The sequence below is a fragment of the Dyadobacter bucti genome, assembly GCF_005869225.1.
In the GTDB taxonomy this organism is placed as follows: domain Bacteria; phylum Bacteroidota; class Bacteroidia; order Cytophagales; family Spirosomataceae; genus Dyadobacter; species Dyadobacter bucti.
In genome coordinates, this window is the sequence record NZ_SWFP01000003.1 from 667,228 (window position 1) to 685,721 (window position 18,494).

The following is an 18,494-nucleotide window of genomic DNA, read 5'->3' on the forward strand; positions in this document are numbered from 1 at the left end:
GGCCTGTTAATGAATGCAAAAATTATTTGTAAGTCTCTGATTATTCTGTGTTTTCTGACATTTCAAGTTTCGTTTGTCAGAGGCCAGCAAGCCTTGTTCCAACTTCTTCCTCCCAAACAGACCGGTGTTGATTTTATCAATGCCATCAATGAAGACGAGAACCTGAACGTCATGGCTTACGAATATTTCTATAACGGCGGCGGCGTGGCAGTGGGCGATATCAACAATGATGGTTTCGAAGATCTCTTCTTTACTTCCAACATGGGCCCGAATAAGCTCTTTCTTAATCTGGGAGGGATAAAGGGGCAAACTATGAAATTCAAAGACATCACGCTATCCGCAGGAAAAGGGCTGGACGGCAGAAAAGGCGGGTGGAGGACCGGGGTGACAATGGCCGACGTGAACGGCGATGGCCTGCTGGACATCCATATATGCTATTCCGGTAAAGTGGATAACGAAAAAAGAAAGAACCAGCTATTCATTAACCAGGGTAATCTCAAATTTCTGGAACAAGCCAAAGAATACGGTTTAGACAACATCAGCTACAGCACGCAGGCAGCTTTTTTTGATTATGACAACGATGGCGATCTGGATATGATGCTGCTCAACCATAGTGTCAAGAAGATTGATAACATGGAATTGGCTAGGTTCAAACAGGAGACCGACGAGCTGGCAGGCAACAAATTATTTGAAAATCAGCAAAACCATTTTGTAGAAGTTACAAAGAAAGCCGGTATTCACCAGTACCCGCTTACATTCGGTCTGGGCATGGCGATCGCTGACGTGAACATGGACGGCTGGCAGGATATATATGTTACCAACGATTATAACGAGTCCGATTACCTCTATATCAATAAAAAAGACGGGACATTCGAGGATGTGACCCAGCGATACTTCCGGCATTTGGCGCAATTCTCTATGGGCATCGAGATCGCCGATTTTAACAATGATGGCCTGCCGGATATTATGTCCCTAGATATGCTGCCCGAAGATAACCAGCGCCAGAAATTACTTCAGCTTCAGGAAAATTACGAGTCGTTCGAGCTGATGATGAAGCAGAATTTGTATAAGCAATATATGCGTAACATGCTGCAGCTTAACAACGGCGACGGCACTTTCAGCGAAATTGCACAGATATCCGGCGTTTCCAACACCGACTGGAGCTGGACGCCACTGTTCGCCGATTTTGACAATGACGGTTACAAAGATCTTTTTGTCTCAAACGGTTATTACAGAGATTATACCAACAAAGACTTTCTCAAATACTGGGGCGATTATAAAATCAGAAGGGCGGTTGACAAAGAGCCTACACAATTGATGGATCTGGTGAAAGCGATGCCTTCTACAAAGCTTTCCAACTATATTTTCAGGAATAACCGCGACCTTACTTTTACCAAAATGCAGGAGGTATGGGGGTTACAGAATGTCGCGATTTCGAGCGGCGCGGCTTATGCCGACCTGGACAATGACGGCGATTTGGACCTGGTTGTCAATAACATCAACGAAGTTGCATTTGTATACCAGAATATCGGGCAGGAAAAATCCCCGACTTCCTGGCTGGAAGTAAAACTCAAAGAGAATTCCGCAAACAAAAATAGTGTTGGTGCCAAGGCCTATGTATATACAAAAGGCAAAATGCAATACCAGGAAGTAAGTCCAAACAGAGGATATTTATCATGCACACCGCTCAGGGTCCATTTCGGGTTAGAAAAAGAAACCAGCATCGATTCTTTGAAGATAATCTGGCCCGGAGGGGATCAAGAAGTTTTTACGGACGTGAAGCTCAATCAGGTATTGACTATTGAAAAATCAGAGGACAGGAAACTGAGGAAGGTAAATACTTCCAAAATCGAATCGCCTGTTTTTACAAAAGAATCCAACGCTATCGAGTATGTGCATGAGGGTTTTAACGAAAATGATTTTAAGCGCCAGCCGCTCATGTTATCCATGTATTCGCAAACCGGGCCTGTCGTGGCGAAGGGCGATGTAAATAAGGACGGGTTTGAAGATGTATTTATCAGCGGCGATCAGAACAAGCAGGCGAAGATATGGTTACAGCAGTCAGACGGCCGCCTCCAGGAAATGCCGGGGTTTGCGGTTGGGGATGAAAATATATCTGCTGCTTCCGCGGCGGTGTTTTTTGATGCCAACGGAGACGGGTTCGATGACTTGTATATTGCCAAGGGGGGATATTCACTTTTTGAACCCAATACAATTTCGTTTCAGGATGAAATGTATCTCAATGACGGTAAAGGCAGGCTCAATCTGTCAGTATTATCAGTGCCCAATCTCAAAGGAAGCAGCAAATCCTGTGTCCGACCATTTGATTTTGATAAGGACGGGGATCTGGATCTGTTTGTTGGTGGCCGCGTCGTTCCTGGTCGGTATCCTGAGGCACCTGCTTCATTTCTTTTAACCAATGACGGAAAAGGTAATTTTACAATCACCGAAAGTCCTTTTTTCAAGATCGGTATGGTGACCGATGCACAGTGGGCCGACCTTGATGGCGACGGAAATGTGGAGCTGGTTATCTGCGGGGAAATGATGCCGGTGAAAATATTTTCATACAAAGGCAAAGATTTCACGGATCAGACGGCGCAATATTTCAAAGAAGAAGAACACGGTTTCTGGTCTGCACTGAAAGTGGAGGACGTCGACGGAGATGGTAAAAAGGATATTATCGCTGGTAATATCGGCCTGAATTCTCAGATCAAGGTATCAAGTTCTGAGCCGGGAGAGCTGTATTTTGCGGATTTTGACAAAAATGGCTCGATCGATCCGTTTTTCTGTTTTTATATTCAGGGGAAATCTTATCCTTTCGTCAGCCGCGACGAGCTCAATGATCAGATTTATCCGATGCGGAAAAAATTCCCTTTTTACAAGGACTATGCAAATGCATCGATCAAAGAAATCTTCGCTGCTGAGGATCTGGCCAAAGCGACCAGACTGACGGTTACAGAGGCTCGCTCAGTCTGTTTTCTGAACCGGAACGGGCAGTTTCAGAAACAGGTTTTGCCTTTGCAAGCTCAGTTTGCGCCTGTTTATGCCATACTTGTTCGCGATTTTGACAAGGACGGTAACCTCGATTTACTACTCTTGGGGAACAAAACCGACAATCGTCTCAAACTGGGTAGTATGGACGCAAATTATGGTTGCCTGCTTTCGGGGGACGGAAAAGGGGGATTTACTTATGTGGATCAGCCCCACTCAGGTTTGTCTGTAACCGGTGATGTCAAATCGTGCATCGAGATACTGATCGGCAAGCAGCCGCACCTGGTGATCGGGACTTTTAATCAGTCACTTCAATTTTACAAAAACGTGAAAAAGTAATGCGCCCGGTTTTTTTGATACTATTGTTTTTAACAAAATTCGCTCATGCCCAGAAGCCTGAGGGAGGATTGAAATCCTATCTTCAGCCAGCTGTATTTTCCGTGACGATGGTGATGATCCACGACGTGGTAAATCCGCCTGCGGCCACTCGCTTTTACACATACTGCATGATGGGCGCTTACGAAATTGTAGCACAGAACAACAGCCAGATTGTCTCACCGACCGCATTTATCAGAAGTATCGAGCCTTTCAAAGTCGAATCGCCGGTGGCATATAATTATCAGATCGCTGCGCTTTATTGTATTCTGGAAACAGGGCGGGTGATCCTTCCTTCGGGATATATGCTCGAAGAAGATCAGAAAAAACTGATTATCGCACTCCTGAGGGAGGGCCATTCGCAGAAAGAGATAAACGTTGCGGTTTCCGTCGCGCAGGATGTTGCAAAGAAAATTGCAGCAAATGCATCTACCGACGGCTATCTCAAATTGAGCACCAGGCTCAGGTACAGGCCCAAAAAAGGAGAAGCCTACTGGTACCCCACGCCACCAGGATATATAGAAGGCATTGAGCCGCACTGGAAAACGATCCGTCCGATGATGATCGATTCTTGCAACCAGTTTGTACCCAAGCCGCCTGTAGAATTCAGTAAAGATAGCACCAGCCAATTTTATAAACTTGCCCGTGAAGTATATGAAGTAGGAAAAAAACTCACTGAAAAAGAGAGGTTTATAGCATCATATTGGGATTGCAACCCATTCGCGATCAATACATCAGGCCACATGTCGATCGGGTTTAAAAAGATAAGCCCGGGAGGTCACTGGATGAATATCACGGGAATTGCCACTACCAAGGCGAAACTCGATCTGGACAAGGGAATTATGGTGCACGCACTTGCGGCAGTTACGCTGATGGATGCTTTTATCAGTTGCTGGGATGAAAAATACCGCAGCAGCCGGGTAAGGCCGGAAACGGTCATTAACCGCTACATTGATCCGAAGTGGCAGCCGCTTTTGCAAACACCTCCGTTTCCGGAATACACCAGCGGGCATAGCGTCATTTCTACTGCCGTTTCGGAAACCCTTACTTATCTGCTGGGGGATAATTTCTCTTTCCGGGATGATACCGAAGTGATTTTTGACCTCCCGACAAGAGATTTTAGATCGTTCAGGCAGGCAGCGGAGGAAGCGGCAATTTCACGTTTATATGGTGGTATCCATTACCGCGATGCAATTACCGCCGGACAGCTACAGGGTAAAGAGCTTGGACAGTATATCATCGAAAAGCTGAAAAATAATGGAGTGAAGCCCGTGATCTGATAAAATAAGGTGCGGGGGCGGCTAATTCTCTCTGAAAATATTAGTTTTGGGTGATCATAATAATCCTGCTTTGCCCGATAATGAATAAACTGATTTTCGCTGTTTTACTGATAAGCGGCCTGGTGCACCCCCGGCTGAATGCGCAGCAACTTACCGTAGCAGACGAAAAGATTGACAGTACAGGAATCAATAATAGTCCAAAGTGGTTTTTCGGCCTGAACGGAGGTTACGGTCAGAGACTGTACCGCTCCGGAATGCAGGTGAAAAGGGCCGACATCAATTATCACAGAAACCTGAAATCAGGTATTTTCTTTGGAGGGGAGCTGGGCTATTTTCCCTGGAAAAAAGTCGGTATCGGCTTAAAATACGATCGCTACCAGAGCAAAGCGGAAACAGAAAAGCTGAGTGAGGATGTAACGATCCAGTTTATGGGCGCATCCCTGATCCATCGTGCCCCGCTTGGCAGCAGCCGGACCTCGGTACTGACTTCCTTATTACTGGGTTATCAACCTTATCAAAACAATACAGTTTCCGGAGAAGATGGGTTTACTTTCAGAGGGAAAACCATGGGGTGGGGGATCAGCGTTGGTCTTGAAAGACGGTTGAGCCGGAAATTTGCTATTCATCTCACCGGAACTGCTATCATGGGAGCTGCTTACCGCCTTACCCGTGAAACTGCATTCAGTACTGAAACCTTAAAGTTATCCAAAGACGATAGCGTCGACTTGTCCAGGGCCTCGGTCACGCTGGGGTTCAGGTTTTAGGCTATATATTCCTTCGTGGTAATGTCGTTAACTGACATATCACTGGCGCAGCAGTCCGGTGTATGCTTGGTATATTTAGGTTTAATCTGAACGGAAATGGTCATAGAGCGCAATAGCGAGGAAATTATCATCAGGCTCCCGGCGACGGTAGACATTGCAGGATTTTATTGATTTTGCGAGGTACAAAGAAATATCCGCAAAGTTTATAGCTGTGATTTTCTCAAAACAGAGATTCATAAGCATCGAAAGAAACTACTGAAACATACGAAAATCACCGAGGAAGAACTCAATGAATTGGAAATGCTGGTCACTTCCTGCAATACTTTTCTTCATGAAGAACTCATTCCCGCCGACAGCTACGTCAAAGCAGAAGAAAATGAACGCGGTAAAATCATTAAAATACTATAAAAAAGTAAGGGAAAAGTTGGATTAAAAAGTCTTGATTGTGATTCGTTGCCGGCCGGGAAGAAAATGCCGCTTCTAATGGTAGATTGGCCGGGTTAAAGCCTTAATTTAATAATTATAACCTTGAATTTTAATTAATATCATTTTCTAAACCCATATTGATGAACGCAAATTTCTTTAATGAAAGATTCAGTTTTTCTGCATTTGCCCTTTTTGTTTCCACACTTCTGATAGCTACTTCCGCTTTAACTGTTGCGCAGACAAAATCTTCGAAAAATAAAAAACCGCTCGTGGTTTTTGTCACGGGAGACCATGAGTATAGCGGAGAAGAAACACTTCCGATCATTGCGGCGGAGCTGGAGAAGAACTATGGAATGCGGACAATTTTCCTGAAATCATCCCCAGACCACAACAGCGAGAAAAACATACCCGGGCTGGAAGCTCTGAAAGATGCAGACCTGGCTGTTTTTTATCTACGGTGGAGGCAGTTGCCAAAAGATCAGCTGGCGCTTATCGATGAATATCTCAAAAAGGGGAAGCCGGTAATGGGATTTCGCACAACTACGCACGCTTTCAATTTCCCAAAGGGGGATGAAAGTGAAAAATGGAACGCATTTGGTGAATTTGCGCTGAATTCTCCTCCGGGATGGGGTGGTGCTGCCAAGCACACGCACTACGGACACAACAGCAGCACGGATGTGACCGTGATCCCGGAGCAGGCGAAGAACCCTATCCTTACCGGTGTTGCTCCTTCTTTTCATGCACGGTCCTGGTTGTACAGGGTATTGCCCGATTACCCTGTGAAGGGATCGACCTGGCTTTTGATGGGAAAATCTGTCAACCCTGACAAAGCAGCGATCGACAACCCTGTGGCCTGGACAGGCACCAATTCATTTGGCGGGAAAGTGTTTATGACAACACTGGGACATCCCGAAGATTTCAGACAGGAAGCTTTTCAACGTCTGGTTATCAATGCTATTCATTGGGAGCTGGGGCAAAAAGTGCCGAAGCAATGGAAAGGCAAAATGGACATTGAGGTTCCTTACCGGGAAGCCAAGTAATGTTTACCAGCACTTTAGAATAATTATAACCTATTCAGAATTTTGGATACAATCACCAAGAACAAATGACCAAACCCGGCAAAAAAAGTATCAGGGGATTCCTCCTCGCATTTGGCATAACCGTTGTCGCATTTACTGCGTTTCAGTTTATCCAATCGGAATCTATCAAAGTAAAAAAAGGCTCGCGTATTGTTTTGATCGGCAATAACCTCGGGTCGAGAATGATGAATTACGGGTTGTTCGAAACCGAAATGCAGGTTCGTTATCCGGATAGTTCCCTTTACATCCGTAACATGTGCGACGGAGGCGATACCCCTGGTTTCAGGCCGCATGCGAGCCGGAACTTACCCTGGGCATTTCCGGGCGCGGAGAAATTTCAGACTGAACTTGCCACGAATTCAAACAGTGAAGGGCATTTTGACACACCTGATCAATGGCTTACAAGGCTTAAAACAGACATTATCATTGCTTTTTTTGGATATAATGAGTCATTTCAGGGAAAAGCCGGACTTGAAAACTACAAGGCTGAACTGGATGCTTTTGTGAAATATACCCTGAGCCAAAAGTATAACGGTACGGCTGCTCCAAAGCTGGCATTAGTGTCGCCCATCGCGTTTGAAAACCTTTCAAATTTATACGACCTGCCGAACGGTGTAAAAGAAAACATCAATCTGGCCATGTATACCAAGGCGATGAAAGAGGTGGCCGAAAAAAATAATGTTCTTTTCGTGGATGCTTTTACGCCTTCACAAAAATGGTATGAAACAACCAAAGAGCCTTTGACGATTGATGGTTCTCAGTTGAATGAAGAGGGGTACAGAAAATTGGGTATTCTTTTGACTGACAACATATTCGGTAAAGTAGCCCCTAAAGCTGAGAAAAACCGCGCGTTGGTGCATGATGCTGTGATGGAAAAGAACTGGATGTGGCACAACGATTTTAAAATTCCAAACGGAGTGCACGTGTATGGCCGTCGTTACAATCCTTTCGGGCAGGATAACTATCCCGCTGAAATTCAGAAAATCAGGGAATTGACGGATATCCGGGACACAGCGATTTGGCTGGCAGCGTCCAAGGGACAAAAAACGGATTACAGTGTGGTGGATAAGAACACTTCTCCCTTACCTCCTGTTAAAACCAACTTCAACCCGGAGAAAAACGGAAGCCTTACTTATCTGTACGGAGCGGATGCGCTTGCCAAACTCAAAGTACCGGAGGGATATAAAATAGAGCTTTTTGCTTCGGAGGAAGAATTTCCGGATCTCGCAAAACCTATGCAGATGTCTTTTGATAATAAAGGCAGATTGTGGGTTGCAACTATGCCAAGTTACCCGCATTACAAGCCGGGAGATTCCAAGCCCAATGACAAAATCATTATTCTGGAAGATACCAACAACGATGGTAAGGCTGATAAGCAAACGGTTTTTGTAGATGGCCTTCATTTGCCGCTTGGATTCGAAATTGCTCCCGAAGGGGTTTATGTATCACAGGGAACAAATCTCAAAATCTTTACGGACACCAACGGCGATGACAAAGCTGATAAGAGCGAGATCCTTTTGAGCGGTTTTGATGATCATGACACGCACCACAACAGCCACGCATTCACAGTGGATCCGTCTGGCGCTATCTATTCCGGCGAAGGTGTTTTCCTGCATACCAATGTAGAGACGTCCTATGGGCCCGTTCGCGCAACAAACGGAGGTTTTTACAGATACAGCCCACAGCTGCATAAGCTCGAACGTACTGCCCAGCTATCCATTCCAAATCCCTGGGGTATTGCATTTGATGATTGGGGACAGCCGTTTTTCGCAGAAACATCCAGCCCCGATGTACGCTGGATGATGCCGGGAACTGTTTTGCCGAGGTATGGAGAAGCTACCCACAAGTCGGTACAGCTGATTGAAGAGAAACACCGCGTGCGCCCGACTTCCGGACTGGAATTTGTTTCCAGCCGCCATTTCCCGGACGAACTGCAGGGTGACCTTCTGATCAACAATACCATTGGATTCTTGGGAATGAAAGAGCATACGCTGAAAGACGACGGAACAGGATACAAAAGTTCTCACAGGATGGATCTTGTGGTAAGTGAGGACAGGAATTTCAGGCCTGTCGATATGGAGTTTGCTCCGGACGGTTCCCTTTACCTTATCGACTGGCATAACATCCTGATCGGCCACATGCAGCATAACGCCAGAGATCCATTGCGTGACCATTCGCACGGAAGGGTTTACCGCATCACTTATCCTTCTCGGCCGTTGGTAACACCTGCCAAAGTAGCAGGCGCTAGCATTGATGAACTGCTGGATAACCTGAAGCTGCCCGAGTACCGCACACGTTACAGAACCAGAAGAGAGCTGAGGGGCAGGGATGTGAAACAGGTATTGGCGAAGCTTACGACCTGGACCGCGTCACTGGACAAAAATGACCCGAGATACGAGCACCATTTGCTGGAAGGCCTGTGGGTGAGCTGGGGACTGAATAAAGTAGACCAGAAATTGTTACGCCAGTTGTTGAAAGCCAAAGATTATCACGTTCGCGCGGCAGCGGTAGGTGTGGTTCGCTATACCGGGCATCAGGTGGCTGACCAGGCTAATTTGTTGATGCAGGCGGTAAAAGATGAAAATAGCCGGGTGCGTCTGGAAGGAATTGTGGCTGCTTCCTGGCTGACAAAAGACAAAGGCCTGCCGATCCTGAACGAAGCTGCCAAAATGCCGCTGGACGACTGGATGGTGCATGCACACGAAGCGGCAGTAGCACACATCAGTGGGTTGCCGGTTAAAAAGGAAAAGGTAGTGGCGACCAAAACAAACCTTGTTGGAAAGGAACTCGAGCTTTTCAACCTCGGAAAAGAGGTGTACGCGAAAGAAGGTTACTGCACCACTTGCCACCAGCCTGACGGAAAAGGACTTTCTGCATCAGGGTTTCCGCCATTGACGGGTACCAACTGGGTTTCGGGGAGTGACGAGCGTCTGATCAAAGTGGTATTGAAAGGACTCCTGGGGCCTATTGAAGTGCAAGGACAAAAATATGCAGGACAGGTGCCGATGACACCGTTCGGAGGTTTGCTGAATGACAAAGAAGTCGCGGCTGTTCTTACTTATGTAAGGAATTCGTTTGGAAACAAAGGCGCCGCGATCCTTCCGGAAAAGGTAAAACAAGTGAGAGCAGCTACTGAAAGTAAAAAAGATTTTTATTCTCCGGAACAATTACTGAAAGATCATCCGATGGAGAAATAAAGCCTGACAGGTTATTTGAGGCATAATAAAAGAGCGGTGGGCAACCTCCGCTCTTTTATTATGCCAGGTATCGGAACGAAAACGATGGTTGTAATGAGTGTTCTAAATGAAAAGTAGGATTATTTTGAATATAAGGCCGCAATAATTCATAGTTTTGTGTAGTTAAATTGAGTGCCGCTTAGGTTACGTTCGATTCGGGACTCAACTAACACAACGCTATGCTAAGATTTTTTTCAGGTTTGACAATCAGTTTTGTAGTCATTTTATATATCATTTATAATTACTATTTCTCTGTTAATTTCCCTTTTCAGGACGACTTTCTGCTCATTCAGTTTATTGAAACGGTTACCAGCCGTGGCCTTCGTTCGTGGGAGCTTGTAAATGAGTTGTTCCGAACTTTTAATGATCATAAGGCGGTCATTCCGAGGCTCATTTCCCTTGTTGAATACAACCTGACAGGACATCTCAATTTCAGATTTTACATCGTACTGGTAACAGTCAATGTCCTTTATATCTTCTACTTTCTCTATTTACAGTTCCGGAAATCTGGACATCCGCTTTACTATTTTTTGCCCGCGCCATTTCTGTTCTTTCAGCCGCAGTTTTACGAAGTTTCGGGCTGGGCGCTGAATGGTATGCAACATACATTCCTTATCGCTTTTACGGTGAGCGCCATTATTTTGGTTTCCCGTGGTACTGCCTGGGCTTTCTACGTGGCCATGTTCTGTTGTTTCCTCGCCACTTTCACGCACGGAAACGGCATCCTTTCGTTTCCGGCTATCATCTTTTACTTTTTATGCCGGAAAGATTTCAAAAAAGCGGGCGGGGCAACTTTTTTTATGATCGTTTCGCTTTTGATATATCTCATCGGTTATGAGTCGGGGCAGGCAGTTCAGCTTCCGGCGAGTATTTCCAAATTGTTTGTTTTTCTCTTCAGCTTCATCGGTTTCAGCATGTCGGTTTTGGGAAGCCATGTATTATGGCCGGTATTGTGGGGTATCGTGATCGTGGTGCTGATGTTTTTCCTGGTGATCAAAGTAGGAGCTACCTATTTCAATAAGCCGGCATGCCTTAAACCGGGAACTCTGGAATTGCTTACTTTTTTTGTTTTCATATTTACAACAGCCCTTGTCATAGCTATTTTTCGGTCGTGGACCGAAATCAGCATTGCAAGCCGGTTCCAAATTTATGCAGCGTTGTCCACGGTCATCTTTTATCTTTTGCTGCTGGATTATTCCGTGGTTTTAAGAAAGAGGGCTGTTCTACTGGTGATCACCGGCCTGAGCGCGTTGTATTGCGGATATTCTTACTACACATTTACTGGCGACGTTGCGGCCAGACGGACTGCTTACCTGGCAGATGTTTACAACTGGACAAACAACAAAAACATGTTCTCTGTGGAAAGGAGCCTTGTATCTAAAGGGAATTTCTATTTATTGCCTGCTTATGAGAAAGGGGTGTTCAAGCTGCCCAGGCCGGTCGTAGGAAATGCAGAAATGAATGCAATGTACTATCCCGATTCGGGAACTATAAAATCTGCGGGCATTAAAATAGAGGACTGGAAAATCGTGAGGGCATCAAAAACCGGTGAAGATACGCTTAACTACTTTTTTGTCTCCGCAGATAGCATTCCAAAACGCAAACGTCTACTGCAAGACCGTTTTCTCGTTTTAAAGGCTCAGGGGACTGACACGTTTTATCTGATGCAAGCCAATCCTAAAACCGAGGGAAGGAAGCATGTACTCGGCGGAGGAAGCTATTTCAAAACAGGCTTTCTGGCAACACTGAGACAAGATGACCTGGATGTGGGGACATACGAGCTGGGGATGCTGGATGTGGGCTGTTGCGGTGATAAAAGCCTTTACAAGTTCAAGGAATTGCTTTATGTAGGTGATAACGGCTATATTATAAAATAAAATTAATTGGTTCACCCACGCTCGAAAAGGATGCTGGTGATACTTAAATAAGTGGCATGGCGTATTGTTTGATGATGCAATAATTATTTAATTGCGCTACCAAACACACACTATAAGATCATGCTGAAATTTCTAAGTGGCCTCGCCATCAGTGCAGTAATTGCATTTTACCTTCTCTTTAATCGTTTTTATTCCGTTAATTTCCCTTTTCTGGATGATTTTTCGCTCCTCCAGTTTACCGTGCAGGTGACAAAAGAGCCTTTCAGTTGGAGTACTTTCATCCACGAGCTCTTCAAAACTTATAACGATCACAAGGCTGTGATCCCGAAGCTTGTCAGCTATTGCTATTTCCTGATTAACGGATACGTGAATTTCAGGTTCTGCCTTTTTGTAGTCTCGGTAAATGTTACCTTGATATTCGTTTTCCTGTACTTTCAGTTCAGAAAAATGGCTTTGCCTTTGTATTATTTTCTTCCTTGTGCGTTCCTGTTTTTCCAGCCGCTATACCACGAAATTTCGAACTGGGCCCTCACAGGTATGCAGCAATCCTTCCTCATTGTATTTGTTTTATGTGCGATAGCATCGGTGTCATCAGGCACATTGAAAGGATTTTGGATTGCGATGTTATTTTGTTTTTTGGCAACGTTTACGTTTGGCAGTGGCATTATATCTTTTCCGGCGATAATGTTCTACTTTTTCTGCTTCCGGAATTACCGCAGGATGCTGGGAACAGCAGTATCTATGTTTGCTGCGCTTGCCATATATCTTTTAAGTTATGAAACGGGGCAAGAAGCAACGATACAGGATAATGTAGTCGATTTGTTTTCGTCTCTTTTTGCATTCATAGGGTCTGGAGTATCGGTGTTCGGGCAGCCGGATATTGTCTCTACGGTGCACGGGGTCTTTATTTCGGCATTTGTGATTTTTCTGATGGTTAAAAAATCCCTGGTCAATTATGAAAAAAACGACAGCTCAAAGTCAGGTACCATCGAACTGCTTACCTTTTTTGCCTTTATTCTCATCACTGCCGCGATTGTGGCGGTTTGCAGGTCCAGGAGCGGAAGTGTCATTGCCAGCCGTTTTCAGATCTATGCAGCATTGTCTATGGTGGTTTTTTATCTCTTGCTGCTTGATACCACTGAATTTGCAAGAAGAAAATCTGTACTGGCCGTCCTTACCTGCCTTAGTGCATTTTATTGGTGCTACTCGTATTACACATTTACGGAAATTGTGGCGGCAAAAAAAGCGACCTATCTGGCCGATATTTTCAATTGGAAAAACAACCGAACTATGTATTCGGTTGAAAAAACCGTCAGGGACAACGCAGCGTTTTATCTTCACCCTGCCTATAATAAAGGTGTTCTGAAGTTACCTGAGGCAATTATTGAAAAAAGTCAATTGGATTCCCTTTATCGGTATACTATTGCACCGGTCGGAGAGGCAGGAATTTATGTACAGGACTGGAATGTGAGCAGACGCACGAAGAAGGGAGAAGAAAGGTTGACATACTTTTTTGTGAGGAGTGACGTGGCGCCCGCCCGCAAGCAGTTTTCCGACGATCGCTTTCTTGTTTTAAAATGCAGAGATGACGGCAGAATTCATCTGGTACAAGCGAATCCAAAAATTGAAGCGAAGAGGAGGATCCTCAACGGCAACTATTACAGAAAGGGATTCAATGCATTCTTCAGGAATGACGACCTGGGCGAAGGCGTATATGATCTTGCGATTCTGGATGTGAGAAACAACAAATATGAAGCGTTTTACAAGCTGAACAAATCCCTTTATTTCTCAAAATGGAATTACTGCCTGCGATGAATTCATCGTTGATCCGCCCTTCGCGATTTGCCTGCTGAGGATATCGCTTTATTGGTAATTTAATATTTTTAAAAGCCTGCGGGTGGTGCATTTAATCCGGTATTTAAGCTGGAAATCTGCGAAAAAAGCCGTATCTTTACGTGCTTAAAAAGCCTGAAAATGGTTCTTTTTATCCCAGAGTAAAACAAACTATATGTCAAACGAAACAGTGATTGAAGTAAATAGTTATTCAGCCGAAAATATCCAGGTTCTTGAGGGTTTAGAGGCCGTTCGTAAACGTCCGGCCATGTACATTGGTGACACTGGTTTTAAAGGAGTTCACCACTTGATTTGGGAAGTTGTTGATAATTCCATCGATGAGGCGATGGCCGGCTACTGCGACACCATCAATGTTACCATAGAAAAGAATAATTCCGTTACTGTTCAGGATAATGGACGCGGTATTCCAACCGGAATGCACCCCAAAGAAAAAAAATCAGCTCTTGAAGTTGTATTGACAGTTCTTCACGCCGGGGGTAAATTTGATAAGGATACTTACAAGGTTTCAGGAGGTTTGCACGGCGTAGGGGTTTCCTGCGTAAATGCGCTTTCTATACACCTGCGTGCGGAAGTACACAGGGAAGGGAAGATTTTTGAGCAGGAATTCAGCGAAGGCAAGCCGTTGTACGCGACAAGGGTGATAGGAGAGTCGGAGAAAACGGGAACGTTCATCCATTTTCTTCCTGATGCCACGATTTTTACAGTGACCGAGTTTAAATACGAAACGGTTGCAACCCGCCTTCGCGAATTGTCCTATCTGAACAAGCGGATCAGGATTACGCTGGAAGATAAGAGGGAGGAAGATGAAGACGGTAAATTCCGTGGAGAAGAGTTTTATTCAGAAGTTGGTCTGAATGAGTTTGTAGCTTATCTTGATGCAACTCGTCAGCCGCTGATCCCGGAGCCTATCCATATGGAAAACCTGAAAGGGACTGTTCCTGTTGAGGTCGCGATGATGTACAACACATCGTATAGCGAAAACGTATTTTCCTATGTGAACAACATCAATACCATTGAAGGCGGAACGCACGTATCGGGTTTCAGGGCTGCTTTGACGAGGACACTGAAAAATTATGCCGAAAAATCAGGTGTTCTGGCAAAAGAAAAAGTAGAGATCAGCGGAGATGATTTTCGTGAAGGACTTACCGCTGTGATTTCAATCAAGGTCCAGGAGCCGCAGTTTGAAGGACAAACCAAAACCAAACTTGGGAATTCAGATGTGACCGGTGTGGTGAGCCAGGTTGTTTCGGAAATGCTGGACACATACCTGGCTGAACATCCAAAGGAAGCGCGCGTTATTATTGATAAAGTCATTCTGGCAGCCAAAGCACGTATTGCGGCTAAAAAAGCAAGGGAGATGGTTCAGCGGAAGAATGTTCTCTCGGGAACAGGTTTGCCTGGAAAACTCTCGGACTGTTCAGAAACGGATCCATCAATCTGTGAACTATACCTGGTCGAAGGGGACTCTGCGGGCGGAACTGCAAAACAGGGCCGTAACCGGGCATATCAGGCTATATTACCGCTTCGGGGTAAGATCCTGAATGTGGAAAAAGCGCAGGAATACCGCATTTATGAAAATGAGGAGATCAAGAATATGTTCACCGCAATGGGTGTGCAGATCGGAAAAGACGGTGACGAAAGAGCTTTGAATATTGAAAAGCTGCGTTATCACAAAATTGTGATCATGACGGATGCCGATATTGATGGTAGTCACATCCGGACACTGATCCTTACGTTCTTTTTCAGATATATGAAGATTTTGATCGATCATGGCTATATCTATATCGCACAGCCGCCACTGTATCTTGTCAAGAAAGGCCGTGAGGAAAGATATTGCTGGACAGAGGCACAGCGGGAACTTGCAGTGAGGGAAATCGGTGCCGGACGTGAGGATTCCGTCAATGTGCAGCGTTACAAAGGTTTGGGAGAAATGAATGCTGAGCAGCTTTGGGAAACGACGATGAACCCCGACGGAAGGAGCTTGAAACAAGTATCAGTAGAATCGGCAGCTGAGGCGGATCACCTGTTCTCTATGCTGATGGGAGATGAAGTTGCCCCACGTCGTGATTTTATAGAGAAGAACGCTAAATACGCCCGTGTAGACGTCTAACAGTTTATTCTGGTTTGATTTTTAAAACGGATGGCTGTGATTTTCAGTCATCCGTTTTTAGTTAAATTTAACACAAACTTCATTTTCACGAAAACAATAGATTATTAGATTCGTTGAATTTTTAGAGCATCCGCAACTAAAACACAAATTGAATTACTATTATGCCCGGAACGAACGATCCTATATACAGCAGTGAAAAAAAAGGGAGATTGACGAGCTTATTTTCTTTTTTCAAGAACCCCAAAGAACAGGTAGCTATGGAAGAAAGTAAAAATGTCAGTTCTTCGGAAAAGGTCAACACGCTGGTACAGCAGAGTGATCTCATCAGCCGTGATTTGAGCTGGCTGAAATTTAATGACAGGGTTCTGGATCAGGCAATTAATGATGAACGTAATCTTTTTGATCGTTTGAAATTTCTCGCCATTACATCTTCCAACCTGGACGAATTTTTTACGATCCGGGTTGGGAGTTTGTATAATTACCTTGATTTCGGCAAGGAAAGGCTTGACTATTCCGGATTGCGGGAAATTCCTTTTCGGAAGGTTTTAATGAAAGAACTGCATGATTTTGTCCGTCGGCAAAATGATTGTTATAGAGATCAACTGCTTCCATTGTTCGCCGAGCATGGTTTCAGGATCGTCGGCCTAGAGGAAATGGATAGTGAAGAGAAGCAAGTGGTTGAAGAGTATTTCGAGCGCACGGTATATCCGATGCTTACACCCATGCTTTTTGACTACACCCACGCATTTCCGGTACTCCTGGCGAAAGTGTTGGTTTTTGCAGTGATCACGCAGGTGAAGGGAACTACCTCTGAGGAAGACAGAAAGTTGTCTTTTGTTCAGATACCAATGAATCTTCCTCGTTTCTATGCTTTTGAGCGTGAGCATGAGCTTTTATTTTTACCGATTGAGAGCATCATACGTGCGCATGTTCACAAACTGTACCGTAATGTGGATATCGTTTCGACAAATCTTTTCAGGATCATCAGAAATGGTGATTTCTCCCTGGAAGAAAGTGACGACATAGAAGCGGACTTCATTGACGAGATCAAACAGAAAATAAAAGGCCGGAGGCTTGGCCGGGTAGTGCAGGTTTCCATTGAACCGGACACTAATCCCGACTTGCTGAATCTGATCAAAAAGCGGTGGGAAATAGATGACTATAATGTTTTTCCGATCGAAGGTCTGATCGACTATACTTCCTTCTGGAGTATTATCAAGCATCCCGAGTTCAAAGACCAGATACCACCGATCCATCCGCCGGTTCCGCCGCTGGGAATGGAACGCGAGCGGATCCCGGATATTTTTGAAGTGATGCGTGAAAGGGATATCCTCCTGCATCATCCGTACAATAATTTTGAGCCGGTTTTACAACTTCTGGAACAGGCAGCGGAAGATCCGAAGGTATTGTCCATCAAGCTGACGATTTACCGCCTTGCCAAAAATTCGCGGGTTACAGAAGCCTTGCTGCATGCTGCCGAAAACGGTAAGCACGTGGCGGTATTGTTCGAGGTGAAAGCCCGTTTTGATGAAGAAAATAACATTAAGGAGGCACAACGGCTTCAAAAAGCAGGCTGTTTTGTAATATACGGAATCGGCTTGCTTAAAACGCATACCAAACTGCTTCTGATCGTCCGTAATGAAGGAAACAGGGTACTGCGATATGCCCACCTGTCGAGTGGTAATTACAATGAAGATACATCCCGATTGTATACGGATACCGGCTTGCTAACTTCCAACGAGGAGTATACCCACGATATTTCGGAGTTTTTCAATGTTATCACAGGACATTCCATTCCCTCTGAATATCAGAATCTTATCACTGCTCCACGCTATATGCGCATCAAGCTGATAGAGCTGATCCAGCAGGAAGCAGAAAATGCCAAGGCCGGATTGAAAAGTGGTATCTGTATCAAGATCAACTCGCTCGAAGACAGGGATACGATCCTGGAATTGTATAAAGCGTCCGGAGCGGGCGTACCGATCCGGCTGATTGTAAGGGGTATGTGCTGCCTTCGCCCCAAAAGAAAAGGTTTGAGCGAAAACATTACCGTTCGTTCATTGGTAGGGGATTTTCTGGAACATTCCCGGATATTCTATTTTCATAGGAACGGCGATCCGGTTGTATACGGCGGTAGCGCTGATGCCATGGTCAGGAGTTTTGACAAACGGATTGAATCACTTTTCAAACTAGTGGACCCGAGGGTCAGGCAAGAGGCGATCCATATCCTTTATTACAGCCTGCAGGATAACGTAAATTCTTACGAAATGCAGGAAGACGGCACCTACATTAAATGTGAAATAGAGGATGGAAGGGAGCCTCTGAACGTTCACAAAGCGTTTTACAATGTCACGCTCGATCAGGTGATGGCAACCAATCTCTTTGAAGATGTAAAAACGGAAGAGCCTGAGCAGGAAAGTGAGCAAGAGGGAACCAATACGGAGCTGGAATCTCTCAACAGCTGATAAGAGTATTTACAGTTTGTAAATCATTTTTGCAAAC

10 protein-coding genes are annotated in these 18,494 nt (G+C 45.0%); all 10 read left to right on the plus strand.

All coding sequences use genetic code 11. The features are described 5' to 3' along the window. Positions 1–9 precede the first annotated feature (9 nt). The 10 genes from FBF61_RS12830 (at position 10) to ppk1 (ending at position 18,457) form a co-directional block, all read left to right on the plus strand. Entirely contained in the window at positions 10–3,330 is a 3,321-nt protein-coding gene (locus FBF61_RS12830; protein WP_138477637.1) for a VCBS repeat-containing protein, read from the plus strand. Then, positions 3,330–4,646 carry a vanadium-dependent haloperoxidase gene (locus FBF61_RS12835; RefSeq protein WP_138477639.1) on the plus strand — a complete coding sequence of 439 codons (1,317 nt, stop codon included), beginning with the start codon at positions 3,330–3,332 and terminating at the stop codon, positions 4,644–4,646. The genes FBF61_RS12830 and FBF61_RS12835 overlap by 1 nt, the downstream gene beginning before the upstream one ends. A gap of 80 nt (positions 4,647–4,726) precedes the next feature. Next, positions 4,727–5,410 (plus strand): outer membrane beta-barrel protein, encoded by a 684-nt coding sequence (locus FBF61_RS12840; protein ID WP_138477641.1) that lies wholly within the window; start codon positions 4,727–4,729, stop codon positions 5,408–5,410. A gap of 192 nt (positions 5,411–5,602) precedes the next feature. Next, complete coding sequence (locus tag FBF61_RS35530) at positions 5,603–5,818, plus strand: PIN domain-containing protein (RefSeq protein ID WP_138478123.1); 216 nt, start codon at positions 5,603–5,605, stop codon at positions 5,816–5,818. A gap of 158 nt (positions 5,819–5,976) precedes the next feature. Further along, a complete protein-coding gene (locus FBF61_RS12850; protein ID WP_229215025.1) occupies positions 5,977–6,876 on the plus strand; it encodes a ThuA domain-containing protein in 900 nt (299 codons plus the stop codon). 65 nt (positions 6,877–6,941) lie between these two features. Continuing rightward, positions 6,942–10,112: a PVC-type heme-binding CxxCH protein gene (locus FBF61_RS12855; RefSeq protein WP_138477643.1), complete on the plus strand. Its 3,171-nt coding sequence runs from the start codon at positions 6,942–6,944 to the stop codon at positions 10,110–10,112. Positions 10,113–10,330: 218 nt separating this feature from the next. Next, positions 10,331–12,028, plus strand: a complete 1,698-nt coding sequence (locus FBF61_RS12860) for a hypothetical protein (RefSeq protein WP_138477645.1) — start codon at positions 10,331–10,333, stop codon at positions 12,026–12,028. 120 nt (positions 12,029–12,148) lie between these two features. Beyond that, positions 12,149–13,843 carry a hypothetical protein gene (locus FBF61_RS12865; protein WP_229215026.1) on the plus strand — a complete coding sequence of 565 codons (1,695 nt, stop codon included), beginning with the start codon at positions 12,149–12,151 and terminating at the stop codon, positions 13,841–13,843. 193 nt (positions 13,844–14,036) lie between these two features. Continuing rightward, positions 14,037–15,992 (plus strand): DNA topoisomerase (ATP-hydrolyzing) subunit B, encoded by a 1,956-nt coding sequence (gyrB, locus tag FBF61_RS12870; protein WP_138477648.1) that lies wholly within the window; start codon positions 14,037–14,039, stop codon positions 15,990–15,992. Positions 15,993–16,153: 161 nt separating this feature from the next. Next, a complete protein-coding gene (gene ppk1 / locus FBF61_RS12875; RefSeq protein WP_138477650.1) occupies positions 16,154–18,457 on the plus strand; it encodes a polyphosphate kinase 1 in 2,304 nt (767 codons plus the stop codon). Positions 18,458–18,494: the final 37 nt, after the last annotated feature.